General features: G+C 42.0%; 18 protein-coding genes. 7 read left to right on the top strand and 11 right to left on the bottom strand.

Annotated elements, in window-relative coordinates; genetic code table 11:
- Nucleotides 1-31 precede the first annotated feature (31 nt).
- The 3 genes from PZB74_RS03645 to PZB74_RS03635 all read right to left on the bottom strand — a co-directional run bounded on the left by PZB74_RS03645 (nt 32) and on the right by PZB74_RS03635 (nt 3531).
- Nucleotides 32-1624 carry an N-acyl-D-amino-acid deacylase family protein gene (locus PZB74_RS03645; protein WP_302240863.1) on the bottom strand — a complete coding sequence of 531 codons (1593 nt, stop codon included), beginning with the start codon at nt 1622-1624 and terminating at the stop codon, nt 32-34.
- Between the two features lie 116 nt (nt 1625-1740).
- Nucleotides 1741-2112 carry a hypothetical protein gene (locus PZB74_RS03640; protein WP_302240861.1) on the bottom strand — a complete coding sequence of 124 codons (372 nt, stop codon included), beginning with the start codon at nt 2110-2112 and terminating at the stop codon, nt 1741-1743.
- A gap of 294 nt (nt 2113-2406) precedes the next feature.
- Nucleotides 2407-3531, bottom strand: a complete 1125-nt coding sequence (locus tag PZB74_RS03635; protein WP_302240859.1) for a hypothetical protein — start codon at nt 3529-3531, stop codon at nt 2407-2409.
- A 193-nt stretch (nt 3532-3724) separates the two neighbouring features.
- On the opposite strand from PZB74_RS03635, the gene pbpC reads away from it, so the two are divergent.
- The gene (gene pbpC / locus PZB74_RS03630) at nt 3725-6109 is read left to right on the top strand and encodes a penicillin-binding protein 1C (protein ID WP_302240857.1); all 2385 of its coding nucleotides are present in this window, start codon (nt 3725-3727) and stop codon (nt 6107-6109) included.
- A 52-nt stretch (nt 6110-6161) separates the two neighbouring features.
- Here the strand turns inward: pbpC and PZB74_RS03625 are convergent, their stop codons facing one another.
- Both PZB74_RS03625 and PZB74_RS03620 read right to left on the bottom strand, forming a co-directional pair.
- Nucleotides 6162-6704 (bottom strand): DinB family protein, encoded by a 543-nt coding sequence (locus PZB74_RS03625; RefSeq protein WP_302240856.1) that lies wholly within the window; start codon nt 6702-6704, stop codon nt 6162-6164.
- Nucleotides 6705-6706: 2 nt separating this feature from the next.
- Nucleotides 6707-7663: an SMP-30/gluconolactonase/LRE family protein gene (locus PZB74_RS03620; protein ID WP_302240855.1), complete on the bottom strand. Its 957-nt coding sequence runs from the start codon at nt 7661-7663 to the stop codon at nt 6707-6709.
- Between the two features lie 368 nt (nt 7664-8031).
- On the opposite strand from PZB74_RS03620, the gene PZB74_RS03615 reads away from it, so the two are divergent.
- Complete coding sequence (locus tag PZB74_RS03615) at nt 8032-8418, top strand: response regulator (protein ID WP_302240853.1); 387 nt, start codon at nt 8032-8034, stop codon at nt 8416-8418.
- Nucleotides 8419-8670: 252 nt separating this feature from the next.
- On the opposite strand, the gene PZB74_RS03610 is transcribed toward PZB74_RS03615, so the two are convergent.
- Complete coding sequence (locus PZB74_RS03610) at nt 8671-9279, bottom strand: hypothetical protein (RefSeq protein ID WP_302240852.1); 609 nt, start codon at nt 9277-9279, stop codon at nt 8671-8673.
- A gap of 280 nt (nt 9280-9559) precedes the next feature.
- Nucleotides 9560-9898, bottom strand: coding sequence for a DUF6249 domain-containing protein (locus PZB74_RS03605; RefSeq protein WP_302240850.1), 339 nt, complete (start codon nt 9896-9898; stop codon nt 9560-9562).
- Between the two features lie 115 nt (nt 9899-10013).
- Here PZB74_RS03605 and PZB74_RS03600 point away from each other — a divergent pair, with 115 nt between their 5' ends.
- From PZB74_RS03600 to PZB74_RS03590, 3 genes are all read left to right on the top strand, one after another.
- Nucleotides 10014-10574 (top strand): RNA polymerase sigma factor, encoded by a 561-nt coding sequence (locus PZB74_RS03600; protein ID WP_302240848.1) that lies wholly within the window; start codon nt 10014-10016, stop codon nt 10572-10574.
- Nucleotides 10571-10993, top strand: coding sequence for a hypothetical protein (locus PZB74_RS03595; protein ID WP_302240847.1), 423 nt, complete (start codon nt 10571-10573; stop codon nt 10991-10993). The genes PZB74_RS03600 and PZB74_RS03595 overlap by 4 nt, the downstream gene beginning before the upstream one ends.
- 347 nt (nt 10994-11340) lie before the next feature.
- Nucleotides 11341-11493 carry a hypothetical protein gene (locus PZB74_RS03590; RefSeq protein WP_302240846.1) on the top strand — a complete coding sequence of 51 codons (153 nt, stop codon included), beginning with the start codon at nt 11341-11343 and terminating at the stop codon, nt 11491-11493.
- A gap of 32 nt (nt 11494-11525) precedes the next feature.
- Here the strand turns inward: PZB74_RS03590 and PZB74_RS03585 are convergent, their stop codons facing one another.
- Genes PZB74_RS03585 through accC form a run of 3 tightly spaced genes read right to left on the bottom strand, consistent with a single transcriptional unit; the run spans nt 11526 to nt 14915 of the window.
- A complete protein-coding gene (locus PZB74_RS03585) occupies nt 11526-12110 on the bottom strand; it encodes a Maf family nucleotide pyrophosphatase (RefSeq protein ID WP_302240844.1) in 585 nt (194 codons plus the stop codon).
- Nucleotides 12100-13380: a DUF1015 domain-containing protein gene (locus PZB74_RS03580; RefSeq protein ID WP_302240843.1), complete on the bottom strand. Its 1281-nt coding sequence runs from the start codon at nt 13378-13380 to the stop codon at nt 12100-12102. The genes PZB74_RS03585 and PZB74_RS03580 overlap by 11 nt, the downstream gene beginning before the upstream one ends.
- A 32-nt stretch (nt 13381-13412) precedes the next feature.
- Nucleotides 13413-14915 carry an acetyl-CoA carboxylase biotin carboxylase subunit gene (accC, locus tag PZB74_RS03575; protein WP_302240842.1) on the bottom strand — a complete coding sequence of 501 codons (1503 nt, stop codon included), beginning with the start codon at nt 14913-14915 and terminating at the stop codon, nt 13413-13415.
- Nucleotides 14916-15091: 176 nt separating this feature from the next.
- Here accC and PZB74_RS03570 point away from each other — a divergent pair, with 176 nt between their 5' ends.
- Both PZB74_RS03570 and PZB74_RS03565 read left to right on the top strand, forming a co-directional pair.
- Complete coding sequence (locus tag PZB74_RS03570; RefSeq protein WP_302240840.1) at nt 15092-16339, top strand: aminotransferase class I/II-fold pyridoxal phosphate-dependent enzyme; 1248 nt, start codon at nt 15092-15094, stop codon at nt 16337-16339.
- Nucleotides 16340-16431: 92 nt separating this feature from the next.
- Nucleotides 16432-16608 (top strand): BF3379 family histone-like protein, encoded by a 177-nt coding sequence (locus PZB74_RS03565; RefSeq protein WP_302240838.1) that lies wholly within the window; start codon nt 16432-16434, stop codon nt 16606-16608.
- 205 nt (nt 16609-16813) lie between these two features.
- On the opposite strand, the gene PZB74_RS03560 is transcribed toward PZB74_RS03565, so the two are convergent.
- Nucleotides 16814-17341: a DUF6913 domain-containing protein gene (locus PZB74_RS03560; RefSeq protein ID WP_436837122.1), complete on the bottom strand. Its 528-nt coding sequence runs from the start codon at nt 17339-17341 to the stop codon at nt 16814-16816.
- Between the last annotated feature and the right edge of the window lies 1 nt (nt 17342).

Below are 17342 nucleotides of genomic sequence, written 5' to 3'. Positions count from 1 at the left end.
CGCAAGCCCTTTCTGATTTTCGCTCTTTCTGCTATGGCCTGCTGTATGCGGGACCTCTTAACACATGACCTGCTCTCTCTGTAGTAAGTGCCCCATCATCCAGCGCTAGCTTGCCATTGACTATTACATAGTATATACCCTCCGGGTACTGATGCGGCTTTTCAAAAGTAGCCTTGTCAATAATCGTTTCAGCATCAAAAATAACCAGATCGGCAAAAGCCCCTTCGGCTATTCTGCCCCGCGTAGACAAGCCCAGGCGGTCGGCAGGCATTTGTGTCATCTTCTGAATAGCTTTTTCCAGACTCAGGAGTTTACGCTCGCGAACGTAATGGCCTAACACTCGAGGGTAGGTTCCGTACCAGCGGGGGTGAGGATGACCTTCGCCAAATATTGCCAGTTGCCCATCAGAGGCAATCATGGTTTGTGGATGTAGCATAATACGGTCTACATCTTCCTGCTCCATTACGTGGTAAATTACTGTACACCCTCCTTTTGATTGCGCCTCTATAACCAGCTCTGCTGCATGCTCAACACTGGCTTCCATATTGCGCATCTGAGTCCAGTCGTACAGAGTTTTACCTTCCAGCTCAGGCAACCAGTCTACTTTAGCAAACTGAATTCTGCTTAAGTCTCCTCCGGTGCGGTTATGAACAATATTGTAAATAATACCACGCTTAATACTGTCTTTAAGGATAGGATCATCTATCTTTTGCTGAAAAGTATCTCCACCACCAGACATAGCCCAGGAAGGAAAGAGTACAGATAAACTGGTTTGGCTGGCAGTATATGGGTACTGATCCATCATAATATCCAGCCCTAGTGCACGGGCAGAATCTACCATAGCCAGTGTTTTTTTGCTACCACCCCACATGGCGGGTCCCATCACCTTGTGGTGTGTTAATACCACGGGAATATTGGCTTTTTCTGAAATATGGATGGCTTCACCTACCGCTTCTATCACGCCCAGGCCTTCTTCCCGCAAGTGAGAGGTGTAGAAGCCACCGTGCTCAGCAGCCACTTTAGAAAGCGCAATAACCTCCTCAACATTAGAAAAAGCTCCGGGGATGTATTTGAGTCCGGTAGAGATACCAAATGCCCCATCTTTCATGGCTTGCCTTATTTGGGCCTGCATAGCGTTCAGCTCTTCGGGGGTAGGAGCCCGCTCTTCCAGACCCATTACATTTTGCCTGACAGTATTATGCCCTACCAGATAAGCCGCATTAACGCCAATACCACTACTATCCACTTTTTGCAGGTAAGCATCCAGCAGCCAGGGACCTCTACCATCAGGACCTCCTAAAATAGTAGTAACTCCCTGACGGATGGTGCTTTCCGTTTGCGGTACTTTGAGCAGGGCATTCATATGCACATGCAGGTCTATAAAGCCGGGGGCTACGGCCAGGCCGTTTGCATCAATCTCTCGGTTAGCTGAAGCATCCTCTAAGTGGCCCAATGTAGTAATTTTGTCGTCTATTATGCCAATGTCCTGTGACACGGGTGCCTTGCCACTACCATCATACAATAGACCATTGCGAATGATAAGGTCATATTGGGGAGAACTTTGGTAACAGCTGAGGAAAAAAAGGAGGGAAAAGCCAGTAAGTAAGCGGTGCAGTAGATTCATAAGCGGCAAGGGATAATGATAAGTAATATAGCTTTATACTAACTTATTTCTTATCCTGAGTCTTTTCCATACTTCGTCAAACTTTTTAACAAATTTACTGCACCCCTACCTCTTAATTATATGCTGTCAGAAGTCTCAGACTCACCTACCTGCTTAAAGTGGCGTGCCGCCTTAATGGTTTTTTCTGTACCACTCTCTGGGTCATTGTAAGTACGCTCATGTACCTCTATAGCTAGTTCTTTGCCTTCCAGCTCCTGCGTGTCAGCGTTCTTTCCTTCTATGCCTACTGCCTGAAAAAGCTCCGCGATGATCGGCTGTCCAGGCTCGCTCAGGTAAAAGCGGTGGTTGACAAAACCTTCGTCATTCTCAAAACGACAGTTAAAGAAAGGCACACCCTTATGTTCACTACTTCCTGACTCTACTTTGGAAATCTTTACAATATGTTGACCATTTTCTAAAAACGGCTTTTCATTCAATTCAACTTTCATAAAAATGTATGCTTTATAAGTAAAAAAATAAGGTTTAAAACTAAGCTTAGTTTAGTCTCTCTGTCTTTAGTACTCTGAAACCAGCCGGGTAAACAAATGTTATTGACTGGTGTAATTAATTTTGAGCTTAATAGACTGTGAATTAGTTGGTTATAAGTGTGTGGTCAGAGTTGAATTGGGTTGCAGCTATTTAGCTATATACTCATTTATTTTTCGGTACATCAATAGATTATGCTGGATTGCAGAGCTGGTTATAGCAGGAGTAAGTCCTACAATGTATTTACATGCTAATAACTACTCTTCCTTCTTCTTGATGAGAGCTGCCACATCTCTGAGCTTATTTTGCAGATCTTCTCTATCTTTTTGGTTTTCCTGTAGCAGGCGATAAAGACGCTTCACCTCTGTCTCTGGACGTAACCGGAATATACGCTGAAGAAAATCAACAAAAATGAGCCCCTGACGCGCTTTAGTAATAACGCCCCTGAGCTTAAATGAGCGGGTAGCGTATTTCAGTCGGGCAATCTGAGAGATACGCAACGTCCTTAAGAAAGAGACAAAAGGCAGAAGTATAATTAATAAATCTATCCAGTTTTTCTTAACATAATTAAGCTTACGGTTGCTTATTGAGATCATTAGTATAAACTCAAAAGTAAAAGCACACCAGATAAAGGTCTGTACCGCCTCCAGAATCAGGTCAACTTTAAGGTTAGGCAACTCTTCTTTGATATCGCCCAGAAATTTCCACTCAATAATTAATACGGGTACAATAAGCAAGGCAATGCCAATCATTGGCAGTATAAAGCTTTTTTTGAGATCCAGAAAAAGGCCTTCATTAACTTTAGACCATTTCCAGCGGGGTATCCAGATGTATTGACCATTGGTAATGTAGCGCGAACCAATACGGAGAGGCGGAAATAGTAAACATAATAATCTCCGTCTTTTCTCTGTTGTATGCATAGTCTCTTTAGACTGCTGCTTTTTCCAGAAGAGTAATGCGGTATCAACTACAAAGATCAGATATACCAATCCTGTAAAGCTGAGCAACCAGGGCAAAATGGACAGAAACATAGGGGAAAGGTCTTCTTCAGTAAAAGCGGTTACTAAAGTGCCAATCAGGAGCAAGCTGAGAATGCCCAGATAAAACATAGGAGCTGCCGCCCACAGATCATAGTGCTGTAGGGGGCTTAATGGCTCAATTTTCTGATTGGTGCGTACTTCCAGATCTTCCTGTTCCTCTTCTTCAATTAGCTGCTGTACGGTGGGCAGATGGTAAATCTGCTCTAAGGTTTCACCTTCCTGAAGGATGCGCTCTATGCGCCGAAGTATCAGAGGATTGTCTAGCTGCTGGAGCCGTTCAACAATCTTTTGTCTGCGGTTTTGCTGTTCAGAAGTATGTTGTGTGTCTTTTTGCTGGTCCATGAACTACTTTTGGCACTTAACTAATTTGCAAAAGTGCATAAATCATAGAATATGACGTTTTAAGGCTAGGCTTTGTTTAGTTAGCTTTATTTGCTATGCTCAAGCCATGCTACTTATATTTAAACCTGAAATTAAACAATAGGCGGGCAAGCTTACAGGATAAATCTGAAAAGTTGATGTTAGGGGAGGACAAATGTCAAAACTAAAGCTAAAATTAGTCGTATTTGCGTTGCTATTGCTGGCTGGTATTGCATATTATCTGGTCTTGCCCAAGCCCCTCTTTAGTCCGGTGTATTCTACTGTGTTGGAAGCCCGAAATGGAGAGCTGCTGGCTGCGGCTATAGCTGCTGATGGTCAGTGGCGTTTTCCACTCAACGATAGCGTGCCCGAACGCTTTAAATCTGCTATACTGGCTTTTGAAGATGAGCATTTTGAGTCTCACCCTGGTTTTAACCCTTTTTCCTTAATGAGGGCAGCATGGCAGAATCTGGAAGCCGGGAGAGTGGTGAGCGGAGGAAGCACCTTAAGCATGCAGCTTATTCGTTTGTCTAGGAACGGGCAGCCCCGAACGGTATGGGAAAAGGTCAAAGAAATTATACTGGCTACCCGCCTGGAACTGGCGTATAGCAAAGCGGAAATTTTGGCTCTTTACGCAGCTCATGCTCCTTTTGGAGGAAACACAGTAGGGCTGGAGGCAGCAGCCTGGCGCTACTATGGCCGGCAACCCGAACAACTCTCCTGGGGTGAAACGGCTACGCTGGCAGTGCTGCCTAATAGCCCAGCTTTGGTATATCCCGGAAAAAACTCTACCCTCTTAGAGAACAAGCGTAACCGCTTGCTGGACAAACTCTACCATCAGGGGGTACTAGACTCTTTAAGCTGTGTTTTGGCTAAGCGTGAACCTCTGCCTTCCAGCCCAAAGCCTTTGCCTAAGCTAGCGCCTCATCTACTTACCCGGATACGGCAGGAGGGGGGCGAAGGAAAGCGAATAACTTCCAGCATAGAGCCTTACTTACAAAAACAGCTGATACAGCTAGTACACAGGCATCATTTACAGCTAAGAGGTAATGGTATCCACAATGCGGCGGCTCTTATACTAGATGTAGAAAGTGGAGAAGCTATGGCTTATGTGGGTAATACGCAGCCAGAAGATGCAGAGGTGCATGGTGCTTCTGTAGATGTAATTACGGCAGGGCGGAGTACCGGAAGCATTCTTAAACCATTTTTGTATGCGGCTATGTTGCATGAAGGAAGCCTGCTTCCATATGCACTGCTGCCCGATATACCCACCTATATTGATGGCTTTGCACCCAAAAATTTTGATGAGACCTACGATGGAGCTGTGGCTGCGGATGAAGCCCTGGCAAGGTCTCTCAATATTCCCGCAGTGCATATGCTAAAGGATTATGGTATTGAAAAGTTTCATTTTCTGCTCAAGCGTCTGGGTATGCGTACTCTGAACCAGGCACCAGGACATTATGGCTTATCGCTTATACTGGGTGGAGCAGAAGCTAGCCTATGGGACCTGGGCGGGATGTATGCCAGCCTTGCCCGCAGCATGAATCATTATTTCCACTACCCCGAACCTAAACGCTATGCTATAGCTGATTATCATGCTCCTCGCTACAGGCTTCATCAAAAAGAGGATAGTGAACCCAGCCGACAGTCAGAGGGCTTACTCAATGCGGGAGCTCTATGGTACACATTTGAAGCCATGGCTAAGGTAAGGCGTCCTAGTAACGAGACAGGCTGGGAATATTTTGATTCTTCTCGTAAACTGGCCTGGAAGACGGGCACCTCCTTTGGCTATCGGGATGCCTGGGCTATTGGGTTAACCCCAAAATATGTAGTAGCCATATGGGTAGGGAATGCGGATGGAGAAGGTCGCCCCGGTTTGACCGGACTTTCTGCCGCGGCCCCCATTCTATTTGACGTAGTACAGTTGCTTCCTGAAGGTAAGTGGTTTGACTACCCAGCTAGTGATATGACAAGTACTCTTATTAGTGAACAAAGTGGCTTTAAAGCTTCACGAAGCTGCGAGGATACCCTCCGTATGGATGTGCCGCGGAGTGGTCTAAGATCTCAGGCCTGCCCTTATCATCAGGAAGTACATCTGGATGCTCAGGGAGCATATAGAGTGCATAGTGCCTGTGCCTCTGTAGGCGAGATGCAACACCAAAGTTGGTTTGTACTACCACCTGTGCAGGAGTGGTATTATCGTAGAAATAATCCTGGTTATAAGAAATTACCTCCTTTTCGTACCGATTGCCAAGCTGTTCGTAACCATATGGCTTTGCAGTTGATTTACCCTTACGAAAACGCACAGATTTATATTCCCAAAGAACTGGATGGGGAAAAAGGAAAATCTGTTTTTGATGCTGCCCACCGTGACCCTAAAGCAAGTATTTATTGGCATCTGGATGGTGAGTACATTGGAGTAACAGAAGGAGAGCATCAGATGGGGATTAGTCCTGAGCCCGGCGAGCATGTTATCACTTTGGTAGATATGCAGGGAGAGCGGTTGGAGCGGAGGTTTAAGGTATTAGGTAAGCGGCAAAACGCTCCACAGGTAAATTAAGCAAGTCTGCCGGAGAGGTGCAGCATATTTCCGGCAGACTTTAAACTATGGTTTACCAGCCTACATAGGCAGGAGGCTCAATACCGTTCATTCTCAGATAGATTACCAACTGTCCGCGATGGTGCGTCATGTGATCTCGCATTAACATGAGTACACGTTTTTTATTGGTCTCCATACGGTTGAAAAGCCTGACAGTTTCGTTTTCTTCTCCACTAGCCATAGCCTGGTAAGAGGCGTCTACCTTTGCAATGACAGTACGCAATAGTTCTATCACATCTTCTTTGTCTTTGCCCTCAGCTTCCAGATTCAGTTCTTCCATCTCTTCACCAGCAATGTAGGTCGCGTTTAGCCAATACAAATTAGCGGCAGTATGCATCAGCTGCTCTTTAAAAGTAAAGATATCTTCAGTAGGTTGGTACTCATAAAGGTCGGCAGGCATGGCTTCTGCTACATCTAGCAGATAGGCGCATGCTCTTTGCCAAACGGGATAGTAGTCATCAGCAAAATCATTTTGTAAGGCAATCTCGGTCTGTGCCTGTGCCAGCAGCACAGGCAGTTGTAGCAGCACGCCTACGATAAGCAATATTTTTTTCATGATTAATTGTTTTTCAGCCCTTTGTAGAAATCTGCGGGCACGCCTCGCACACCGGGCTCAGCAATAAACAGTCCACCGGCAAGCGGGTATTCTTGTTTTTGTTCGTCGTTCATGCCAATACTGGCGGTGGTAATATACAATTTATCCAGTTTTTCTCCACCAAAAGCGCATGCGGTAACGTTTAGGGCAGGCACTTCTATTTTCTGTATCATTTCCCCACTTTTAGGGTCGTAGCGACCTACAATACCTCCACCCCAGTGGCCAATCCAGAGCATCCCCTCTTCATCTATCGTCATGCCATCAGGGGCTCCTCTTTCCTGTGGTATATTAATGACTACCCTGGGCGAACTAATATTACCACTGGCCACATCATAGTCATAGGCTTTTACCTGACGTGTAGGTGTATCTATGTAATACATAGTTTTGCTATCTAATGACCAGATAATGCCATTAGAGATAGTAATATTATCCAGCATCTGCTGTACTTCCTGGTTTTCGTCCATCATATACAGAGCCGCTGCTTCTTTTTCGGCACTCAGGTGCATAGAGCCAACCCAGAATCTACCTAGTGGGTCACATTTACCATCGTTAAAGCGGATACCTTCCTCTAATGGATTAGCAATAAGAGTTAGTTTTCCACCCTGAAGATCCATCGCATGAATACCGTTTTCCAATGCTACCAGGGCCCCACCACTTTCTATAGGCACTACTGTACCCACACGTTCACCGGTTTCAAAATAAGTATCTTCCTCAGTAGCTGGATTATAGATGTGCAGCTGCCGCTTTTCTATATCTACCCAATAAAGTTGTTGAGTTTCATGATTCCAGATGGGGCCTTCGCCTAGCAGTGCTTTACCCTCAAATAGTAATTCTGCTTCCATAGTGTCATTAGGTTGGGGAGCACACGCCAGGTTTAGCATAATGAACAGGCATAGGCTCCAAATGGTAGTATTTCTCATAACTTAAACTATATCTTTTCTTTTATACAAGCTTATTGAAAATATATGGAGCAAACAAAGCCTATTGGTTACATGTCTAACCATAAGTTTTCTACCCCCTTATGCTGTTTGTCATAACTTTCTAGGGGGACAAGAAGTTAACTACAAAAAATTGAGTAATTTATACCATCAGGCGTATTAAGTTATTTACGTTTATCGTAAAGTTTGTGAATAAATACTATGGATGTTATGAGTTTTTTAGATATTTGGAGATATCAATTTTTGGGTGTATTATATCCATAAAGCTCTTAAAAAGTATTTTTCTATAAATAAGCTGTTGCCAATAGGGTAATAAGAAAGAAGTGAATAACCCATCTATATAATATAATATGACACGAGTGCTGGTTATAGACGATGATGAAATAAACAATTTTACAGTAGATGCAATTCTGAGCCGGACAGATTTTATTCATGAGTATGAAATTAAAGATGGGGGCTGGAGCGCATTAGAATATTTACAGCAAACAGAAGATTCAGGTACTTATCCTACACTCATCTTTGTGGATATTAACATGCCGGAGATGGATGGTTATGAGTTTCTGGAGAGGTACGAACATAAATTCTGGAGTAAACATAAAGATACAAGAGTATACATGCTTAGCAGCTCTATCAGCGAGGCGGATAAAGAAAAAGCGTTAAGTTACGACTGTATCTATGAATATATTACAAAGCCATTGAGCCGTACCAAGCTCTCAAAAATAGTGTCGGAAGAATAAACTGTAAGCATAAAAAAAGCCCTGACTCCGGTTTGCAATAAGAAGTCAAGGCTCGCGTAATCTATGATACTACTATCTTAAGCAGTATGCCTACCTACCGTAGGCTGGTTTTGGATTGGTGTCACTTTCTGTTTACAGTTTTTCTTTTGACAAACAGAATGCCAAAACCTATTATTATAGCTTAAGAACTTACATACTGCCGCTATGACAGTACGGAGTAGTAATAATGTCAGTTAACGTAAATAAGTCATCTTAAGCACAGCAGAGCAGCCGTGGACAGCTTTCCCAATTCTCTTCTGCTGCTTCTATACATTCCTCTCGGATGCTCCATATCTGTTCCGGGCTCCAGCGTTTATGTATACGCTCAATTCTTAGCCAGTTTTCGATATAATTTTTGTGGTATCTTTTTTTAAAGCTGGCTACTTGTAGAGGGGCAATCTCAATGTCAGACATTATTTCTGGCTGCTTCGGTAGTTGCCTGCCTACCAGATTATAAATATTGTTTTTGTATTTAATAAAGCAGCGAGCCTCTGGGATAGCCTTTAGTCCATAATGCTTCAATATCGCCTTGGCTTCATGGTGGGTGCTTTCAGTTATATTATAAGTGCATAGTGCGAGGTGTAGCCCTCTTACACCATTTTCAAAGGCAAGTTGTGCCAGAAAGGCATGTTTAGCGGAGCAGGTACCTCTGCCTTCTTCCATCACTAATGCCAGGTTTCTTTTTTCTGAGGTACGGCCGTAGGGCAGGCTCCTGAGATGATCAACCACCCCTTGTAAATCTTCAATGCCCTGCTCCAGGCATAGCTGCGACAGTTTGCCTTTAGCTTGTATTCTCACATTAATTATAGCAGGCTTGATCATAGCTCAGGTATTTAAGTTAGTTTTCAATGTTGAGATGCAGTATCGTTCAAAAAAGTTGCACCGGATGATAAAATATACGTACAGTACTAACTAATGTTAGGTACAATGTAATACAAAGTAGTGGGTTTTATATTTTACATGCAAGTTTTTATATATTTATTCGATACTTAAAAAGTTAATTTGAAAAGGCAATTAATATTAGGCCTATAATAGGCTTTAAGGCAGGTATTAGCAGCAGTTTAATAGCCTGCCTGTAGAGATGAAAACTCTGACTAGAGAATTATATTTTGGTAGAAGACTGTCTGTTTCTGACAAAGTAGTAAGACAGAAAACCGAGTGATATCATTACTGCTTCTAACCCAAAAGGCAAAGGAGAATTATAGTCCGTGGGTATATATTCTATTAAAATTAATCCTATGCCACCAAAGAGAGTGATCATACCCCACTTAAGGCCTTCGTAAGGGTTGTGCTCAAGTTTTAAAGCTTTCAGGGTGTTGTCATCCAGTTGGTTATTATCTATCATTTTTCTTCTGAGGAAATGATTACTAAATGCTTTGATAATGTTTACAATACCAAAAAATATGATACCAACAATTAAAGGGGCTTCTATAAAGTGCATGGTGTTAATGTTTAAATGGTTTTGCTCCATTAGTCAGGCAGGATAGAAATATGTTGCAGAAAAACTAAAAAAATATTTTTGCAACCTTTTTTAAGCGCTCTTGTCTAATTGCCCGATGAAAGACGATAGTATACTTATCAGGCGTGTGCTGAAAGGAGACCCACAGGCTTTTCGTGAGTTAGTAAAAGCTCATGAAAGACTCGTTTACCATATGGTAAGCCGTCTGATAGATAGGGAGGAGGAGAGAGAGGATTTGTGTCAGGAAATTTTTTTGAAGGTATATCGTAATTTATCTCGGTTCAAACATGAATCACAACTTTCTACCTGGATAGGAAGTATAGCATACAAAACGACAATCAACCACCTTAGAAAGCACAAAAAGTACCAGGAAACAGGTTTAGAAACGGTCTCTGCTCAATGGGAAAGCCTGGAAATAAGTGCCGAACAATTTGTAGATCGCAATTACGTACACAAGTATGTTCATCAACTAATTGAACAACTGCCTCAGCAATATAAGGTGGTGCTTACGCTTTATCATTTGCAGGAAATGTCTTATACAGAAATAGGCGAGATTAGTGGCATGCCAGAAGGTACTGTTAAAAACTATTTATTTAGAGCAAGAAAATTATTAAAAGAAAAACTGGAAACTGTTTTTAGAAAGGAGGAACTCTTATGAAAAAGCTGACGGACGAAGAAATTCAAAGGCTTTTGGACCAAGGACTTGAGAAAGGTGAGCAGGCTAGGGGCGAAGACCAGAAAATGTATCAGCTTTTGTACAAAGCCCTGGAGGAGGAACCGCAGGGAGGCTTATCCTGGAGTTTTGCTGATAAGGTAAGTCGAAAAGCTGTACAACTTCACACACGGCAACAAGTTAAAAAGTATTGGCTATGGATGAGTCTAAGTATACTACTAGCACTTACCAGTTGTGCAGCATGCCTGTTCATCTTTGAGCAGGAGCTAGCCAGTATAATGGTAAACTATCTGATTGAGCTAAGGTGGGTTGTAATTTTTGCTGCAATTATGTTCTTTTTAATTCAGCTGGCAGATTATTATTTCATACCCCGCCAACAAAGCTATTCAGAGTACAGAGATTGATTATCAGGTATTTAAGTTAAGTTGAGTTTTCATGGTAATATTTAATTTTGAGTATCTCACAATTTTTTTGTGAGATACTTGTGTGTATGCCGCAGAAATAAAAATTTGTTTGTAGGTATATTTATGCGTAATAAATGGTATGATTTTTTCTTAGTGTAATAGAGTAAGCTTACTATCAAATTTGCCTGAGGTAAAGTATAGTTTTGGGCAAACATACTTTTATCGGAATTTGTATTGTGATTACAACAATATTATGTGGTATGTGTTGCAATACAAGAAATTTTTCACAGAAAACATTAGCATATTTTTAAAGCTAATGTGGTAGCTTAAAATAAAACTATAAAAACATGAAAACCGAGAAAACAGGAGCCTCTATTTACCAGGAAAAAGGCACAGTGTATCGTAGCTACCATGCGGGTTGGCTTAAAGCTGTGGATAATTTTGATAAGTACGTGAAGGAGTTCAGGCTCAAGCGTATGTACAGATTTCATGATAATTAGCGGTAGAACGTGCCCTTTATTTTAAAAGGGAATTAGTTTTTAGGCATAAAATCTACAATACCTTTAAGGTGGTCATAAAGCTTACCTACGGGTAAGCCTACTACATTAAAATAAGAACCCTCTATACGTTCTATGCCAACCATACCAATCCATTCTTGTATAGCATAGGCACCGGCCTTATCATACGGACGGTACTGGTTGACGTAGTGCGTAATTTCCTCTTGCGACAAAGTTTTAAAACTTACTCTGGTGGTATCACTAAAGCTATGTTGCTGGTCGGCCAGAGTGAGGCATACTCCTGTCACTACTTCGTGCGTAGTGCCAGATAGCTTGTTCAGCATGTCAAGAGCTTCTGCTCTATCTACCGGTTTGTTTAAAACTTCTCTTCCAATAATTACGGTAGTGTCAGCAGTAATGATCAGTTCATCAGGCTGCATTTGTAGCTGGTAAGCTTTTCCTTTTTTTCGGGCAAGAAACTCAGCTACCTGAGTGGCAGGTAAGGTCTCAGGGTATAGTTCATCAACTTCTATGGTATGTACGCTAAAGCCCAGACCCATCTCCTGGAGTAGTTGTTTTCTTCGTGGTGAGTTGGACGCTAAAATTAGTTTAAAATTCATCTTGATCTATAGAGGCAAACAAAAAACCACAAATTGCTTTCGGATAAAAGTACGTAGACTTTTGAGGTAACAAATGTCCGGCATAGCAAATTTGTTTAATTTGCTCAATGTTCACTCCATTCGTAATAAGTGCTATCTGTGCCTTTTCAGTAGTACTTACCTGATAGAGGCAGTTGGCAAAGCTTCGTTCATATTCAATTTCACGGGCACTACGTTGCTCATCTTTTGGTATTCCCAGTACTTTTTCCAGAAGAAAATAATGCAGAGCAACAATATCCAGCTGTTTAAGATATTGGTGTACAGACCATTCAATCTTTCCCTGCCACTGCTCTTTTAGCTTTAGTTTGTAACACTGCTCTTTTAACAAAAGGCCAAATGTGTATGCCTTGCCTGCGATTATCTCTGGTATATCACAGGGATTTTCCTGAGCGTATATATCAAAATAGGGCGCACTGGCCTCTAATAGTTTGCCTTCTCCAAAATTGTGGATTCCTGACACCAACCTATGCGTAGGCAACACTCTTAAGTCTTCTGCCTCAGTATTGGTAAGGTACATTAGATGATAGTTATAGGCTTCGTCTCCCTGATGATTTGTATTTTCCTGCATCATTTTACGACGGTAAACCAAAGAGCTTTCATACCTATGATGCCCATCAGCCAAAATTATCTGTTTACCTGCCAGCAATTGCACAAACTTTTGTATTTGCTCCTCCTCCTCAATTACACCAAAAACATCTCGTACTCCCTGAAAGTCTTCAGCCTGATACAAGGGGTTACGCATGCACTCATCCATTATAGACTCCAGATGATGTTCCGGATCAGTGTAGAGCCCATGGGTTGGACTAGCATTAAGCTGAGTTGCTTCTAACAGTTGAATGCGATCATTTACCGATCCAGGTATGGTGTTTTCGTGCCTGAGCACAATCTTTTCTTCCCAAAAAGACGCTTCTATCATACAGATGAAGCCTTTTCGGCAATACTCGTTAGCATCACCAGGGAGTCTGAAGTATTGATAATAAACATATATACCTGCTTGCGGATCCTGCTGAATGGTACCTTCTTCTTTCCAGCGAGCCAATGTAAAGGCTGCCTGCTGGTGTGGCTGCTGACCCGCAGGAACAGAAAGATGTATACTATTGTAAGGATTCTGGTAAAGTGCTTCTCTTTGTTTGGGAGAAACCACATCAAAGGGAGGAGACAAAAGTGCGCCTATGTCCGCACTCATCTCTTTGTGGTATCTCCAAGCTTTTAATGGACGAATTTTTGCCATATAATTCAACTACAAATGCGAACTGAAAAGGTTTAGGAAAACCTTCGTTGTTTCCACTTGCGCGTACTACTGGTACTGCTTTCTTCCTGCAGGCTTGGTTTGATTTGTTTTTGCTGAAAAAGGTGAGCAGCAACCAGAGCAGCAATCTGTTCGGTATCCTCACTTACTGTTTGGTGAGCAAAATCTTCTGGCTTAAAGAACTGATCTACAAATTTGGTATCAAACCTACCCGAGGTAAAAGCTTCATGTTGCAAAACAAAGCTGCAAAAGTCCAGTGTAGTTGCTACGCCGGTAATATGATATTCGTGAATTGCCCTAAGCATCCGCTTTATTGCAGTAGGTCTATCTTCGGCATGTACAATGAGCTTGGCTATCATAGGGTCATAATACACAGGAATCTGCATTCCTTCTTCAAAACCATCGTCTACACGAATGCCCGGCCCCTGCGGCCTGCGGTAAGTTTGAAGTGTACCAGTATCAGGTAAAAAATTATTGGCTGGATCTTCTGCGTATACTCGTACTTCTATTGCATGCCCGTTAATATTAAGGTCTTGCTGTGTAAAAGAAATAGCTTTACCCTCAGCTATACGGAATTGCTGTTTAACCAGGTCTACACCGCTAATCATCTCAGTAACAGGATGTTCTACCTGCAGGCGCGTGTTCATCTCCAAAAAGTAAAACTGCATATCTTGCCCCATTACGAACTCTACAGTACCTGCGCCTACATAATTACAAGCTTGAGCCACACCAATAGCTGCCTGTCCCATAGCCTGCCTTATTTCTTCGGTAAGTACTGGTGAAGGGGCTTCTTCTATTACTTTCTGGTAACGGCGCTGAATAGAGCATTCTCTCTCAAACAAATGAACAATATTACCTTGCTCATCTCCCAAAATCTGAATTTCTATGTGCTTGGGACCTACAATAAATTTTTCTATAAATACAGAGCCATCCCCAAAGGCAGATTTGGCTTCGCTGACAGCCCTCTCCATTTGTTCTTCAAAATCATTTTCCTGTTCTACTATTCGCATACCCTTACCACCGCCACCGGCACTTGCTTTAATTAGTACGGGATAGCCAATTTCTGCTGCTGCTGCCTTAGCTTTTGTGATATCTGATACAGCTTCATCAGTGCCTGGCACCAGAGGAACGCCATACTTTTTTACAGCAGCTTTAGCGGCAAGCTTACTACCCATAGTTTCAATAGCCTGGGGAGAGGGGCCGATAAATACTATACCTTCATCGGCTACACGTTGGGCAAAAGCAGCGTTTTCCGACAAAAAACCATAACCGGGGTGGATTGCATTGGCCTTTGTCTTTTTCGCCGCATCAATAATATGATCTATATTCAAATAAGACTGAGAAGAGGGGGCAGGGCCTATACATACGGCTTCATCTGCATACAATACGTGAGGAGCCTGTTGGTCTGCTTCGCTAAATACAGCTACAGTAGGAATTCCTTCTTCGCGAGCGCTGCGCATGATACGTAGGGCAATTTCGCCACGGTTGGCTATAAGTAGTTTGGTTATTTGTGACATATATAGAGGAGAATTCTAATATATTGTTGTAATTTTTTTAACAAAAGGTTGTTTTCATTTAAATTAAGCTAAGGTTTCGCTTAAAATTAATGATATGATTCATTGTGAAGGAACTTATAAGTGTTAACTTTGCCCGATAATCTAGTAAAATTTTGTTTACACATAACTGAGCAAACGTGGATTTATTCAAGAAATTTACGGTTGACATGGGGCCTTTAGGCAGACATGCAGGGGTAGAAGAAGGTTATTTTATGTTTCCCAAATTAGAGGGAGATATAGCGCCCCGCATGAAGTTCAGAGGTCGCGAAGTCTTGACCTGGAGTCTTAACAGCTATTTAGGACTAGCCAACCATCCCGATATCAGAAAAGCAGACCAGGAAGCCGCTGAAAAGTGGGGGCTGGCTTACCCGATGGGTGCCAGGATAATGTCTGGAAATACAGTAAAACATGACGAGCTTGAGCAAAAATTAGCCTCTTTTGTACAAAAAGAGAGTGCTATGCTCCTTAACTATGGTTATCAGGGCATCCTGTCTATCATAGACGCACTCGTAGATAGAAAAGATATCATTGTATATGATGCCGAGTCTCATGCCTGTATTATTGATGGGGTAAGACTACACATGGGTAAGCGTTTTGTTTTCCCTAATAATGATATTGAAAACCTGGAGAAACAGCTTTCTCGTGCTACTAAGCTGGCTAAAGAGACTGGCGGCGGTATACTTGTTATTACTGAAGGCGTATTTGGTATGTCTGGTAATATGGGTAATCTTAAAGATATTATTGCTCTTAAAGAAAAATATGAGTTTCGCCTATTGGTAGACGACGCACATGGTTTTGGTACTATGGGCCCTAACGGTGCCGGCGCCGGTGAAGAACAGGGGGTACAAGATGGTATAGATCTGTATTTCTCTACTTTTGCCAAGGCTATGGCAAGTATAGGTGCTTTTGTTGCCGGTGACGAGCAGGTGATTCGCTACTTACGATATAATACACGTTCACAGATTTTTGCCAAGTCATTACCTATGGTATTGGTAGAAGGAGGGCTTAAGCGTTTAGAAATGCTCCAAACCATGCCTGAGCTACGTGAGAAACTGTGGACTGTAGTAAATGCGCTGCAAAATGGTTTGCGTGAGCGTGGGTTTAATATTGGTTCTACCCTTACACCAGTTACACCTGTTATTTTAAGTGGTGGTGTAGGAGAAGCAGCTGCTTTGGCTTATGATCTAAGAGAGAACTTCTCTATCTTCTGCTCAGTAGTTATCTACCCTGTAGTGCCTAAAGATGTGATTATGCTTCGTCTTATTCCTACGGCTGCCCACTCACTGGATGATGTGGAAGAAACAATAAAAGCCTTTGAAGCAGTTAAACATAAACTGGAATCTGGCGTTTACAAATCAGGTGAGCTTGCGGCAGCTTTCCAATAATTACGAATTATTGGAAGTTTTTTTTGCTCATTGTATAGCATATTAGCTATATTGCCGCCTAAACAACATTTTTCATACAACCAGACTTAACTATGAAAAGATTTGATCAACTTAGAGATTTAGTAATGTCCCTTGAAGGTGACTTCGAAAAATTTTATGACAAAGAAAATCAGGCTGCTGGTACTCGCGTAAGAAAGGGTATGCAGGAACTGAAAAACTTAGCTCAGGAAATTAGAGTAGAAGTTCAGGATATCAAGAACAAAGCTTAATCATTCTGACGAGAAAAAATACGGGCAGCTCATTAAGAGTTGCCTTTTTTCGTTTATAGCCTTTACTAAAAATAATCATAACGATTAAGCTCAGTGAGATTTTCAGTTTAAATACGAGGAATTGCTTACTATTTTTGCCTGAAAGGAAAGTGAAGCTTAGTAATACACAATAAAGTATAGTCCATGTTTAGAGCAAGTACTCAAATTACACCTGCTCTTCGTTCACATTTACCACTTTGGCATAGTGAAGCATTAACTTACTAAGTTGGGTAACTGTATCGGATTTGATCATAAGCTCGTAAAATGAACGGTGAGCTTCCATGTCACTACCTATTCTACACTTAGCCTGACTCAGAGCTAATACTTTATCCAGTATCTCGTTAGATTCCAGATCTAAATGGAAGAGGTAATCAAAATCACTATTGATAAAGTCTATCACATGTTCGGCTTTAAATTTTCCGAAGAGCGATATGTGTTTGTCGGTAAACTGTAAATAGCCAAATATTTTGTTGCGTGCTCTACGCTTATCGTAGCAGAGCACCTGTACCTCTTTTTTATCAGCTACCAGGTGGTCTATAAACTCATCTACCGTGTGCTGCTTCTCATGATCATGAAAAGTAACTAGTATGCCTACACGTTCCGCTTTGTCATAATTGACAGTACCGTGTTTTACTTTGCTCTTTTTTAGCAAAGAAGGCAATTGAAATTTTATGATTTTTCTAGTAAGAAACATG

The sequence above is a fragment of the Porifericola rhodea genome (assembly GCF_030506305.1).
GTDB lineage: Bacteria > Bacteroidota > Bacteroidia > Cytophagales > Cyclobacteriaceae > Catalinimonas > Catalinimonas rhodea.
The sequence above is the reverse complement of the archived record's forward strand: the minus strand, read 5'-3'. Positions and strand labels throughout refer to the sequence as shown.

What these genes read in the sequence shown, in the direction of transcription:
- PZB74_RS03615 (WP_302240853.1), top strand. Translation starts at nt 8,032, where the DNA reads ATGACACGAGTGCTGGTTATAGACGATGATGAAATAAACAATTTTACA.
- PZB74_RS03580 (WP_302240843.1), bottom strand. Translation starts at nt 13,380, where the DNA reads ATGGCAAAAATTCGTCCATTAAAAGCTTGGAGATACCACAAAGAGATG.
- PZB74_RS03610 (WP_302240852.1), bottom strand. Translation starts at nt 9,279, where the DNA reads ATGATCAAGCCTGCTATAATTAATGTGAGAATACAAGCTAAAGGCAAA.
- pbpC (WP_302240857.1), top strand. Translation starts at nt 3,725, where the DNA reads ATGTCAAAACTAAAGCTAAAATTAGTCGTATTTGCGTTGCTATTGCTG.
- PZB74_RS03635 (WP_302240859.1), bottom strand. Translation starts at nt 3,531, where the DNA reads ATGGACCAGCAAAAAGACACACAACATACTTCTGAACAGCAAAACCGC.
- PZB74_RS03620 (WP_302240855.1), bottom strand. Translation starts at nt 7,663, where the DNA reads ATGAGAAATACTACCATTTGGAGCCTATGCCTGTTCATTATGCTAAAC.
- PZB74_RS03560 (WP_436837122.1), bottom strand. Translation starts at nt 17,341, where the DNA reads ATGTTTCTTACTAGAAAAATCATAAAATTTCAATTGCCTTCTTTGCTA.
- PZB74_RS03640 (WP_302240861.1), bottom strand. Translation starts at nt 2,112, where the DNA reads ATGAAAGTTGAATTGAATGAAAAGCCGTTTTTAGAAAATGGTCAACAT.
- PZB74_RS03590 (WP_302240846.1), top strand. Translation starts at nt 11,341, where the DNA reads ATGAAAACCGAGAAAACAGGAGCCTCTATTTACCAGGAAAAAGGCACA.
- PZB74_RS03595 (WP_302240847.1), top strand. Translation starts at nt 10,571, where the DNA reads ATGAAAAAGCTGACGGACGAAGAAATTCAAAGGCTTTTGGACCAAGGA.
- PZB74_RS03645 (WP_302240863.1), bottom strand. Translation starts at nt 1,624, where the DNA reads ATGAATCTACTGCACCGCTTACTTACTGGCTTTTCCCTCCTTTTTTTC.
- PZB74_RS03585 (WP_302240844.1), bottom strand. Translation starts at nt 12,110, where the DNA reads ATGAATTTTAAACTAATTTTAGCGTCCAACTCACCACGAAGAAAACAA.
- PZB74_RS03605 (WP_302240850.1), bottom strand. Translation starts at nt 9,898, where the DNA reads ATGCACTTTATAGAAGCCCCTTTAATTGTTGGTATCATATTTTTTGGT.
- PZB74_RS03565 (WP_302240838.1), top strand. Translation starts at nt 16,432, where the DNA reads ATGAAAAGATTTGATCAACTTAGAGATTTAGTAATGTCCCTTGAAGGT.
- PZB74_RS03600 (WP_302240848.1), top strand. Translation starts at nt 10,014, where the DNA reads ATGAAAGACGATAGTATACTTATCAGGCGTGTGCTGAAAGGAGACCCA.
- accC (WP_302240842.1), bottom strand. Translation starts at nt 14,915, where the DNA reads ATGTCACAAATAACCAAACTACTTATAGCCAACCGTGGCGAAATTGCC.
- PZB74_RS03625 (WP_302240856.1), bottom strand. Translation starts at nt 6,704, where the DNA reads ATGAAAAAAATATTGCTTATCGTAGGCGTGCTGCTACAACTGCCTGTG.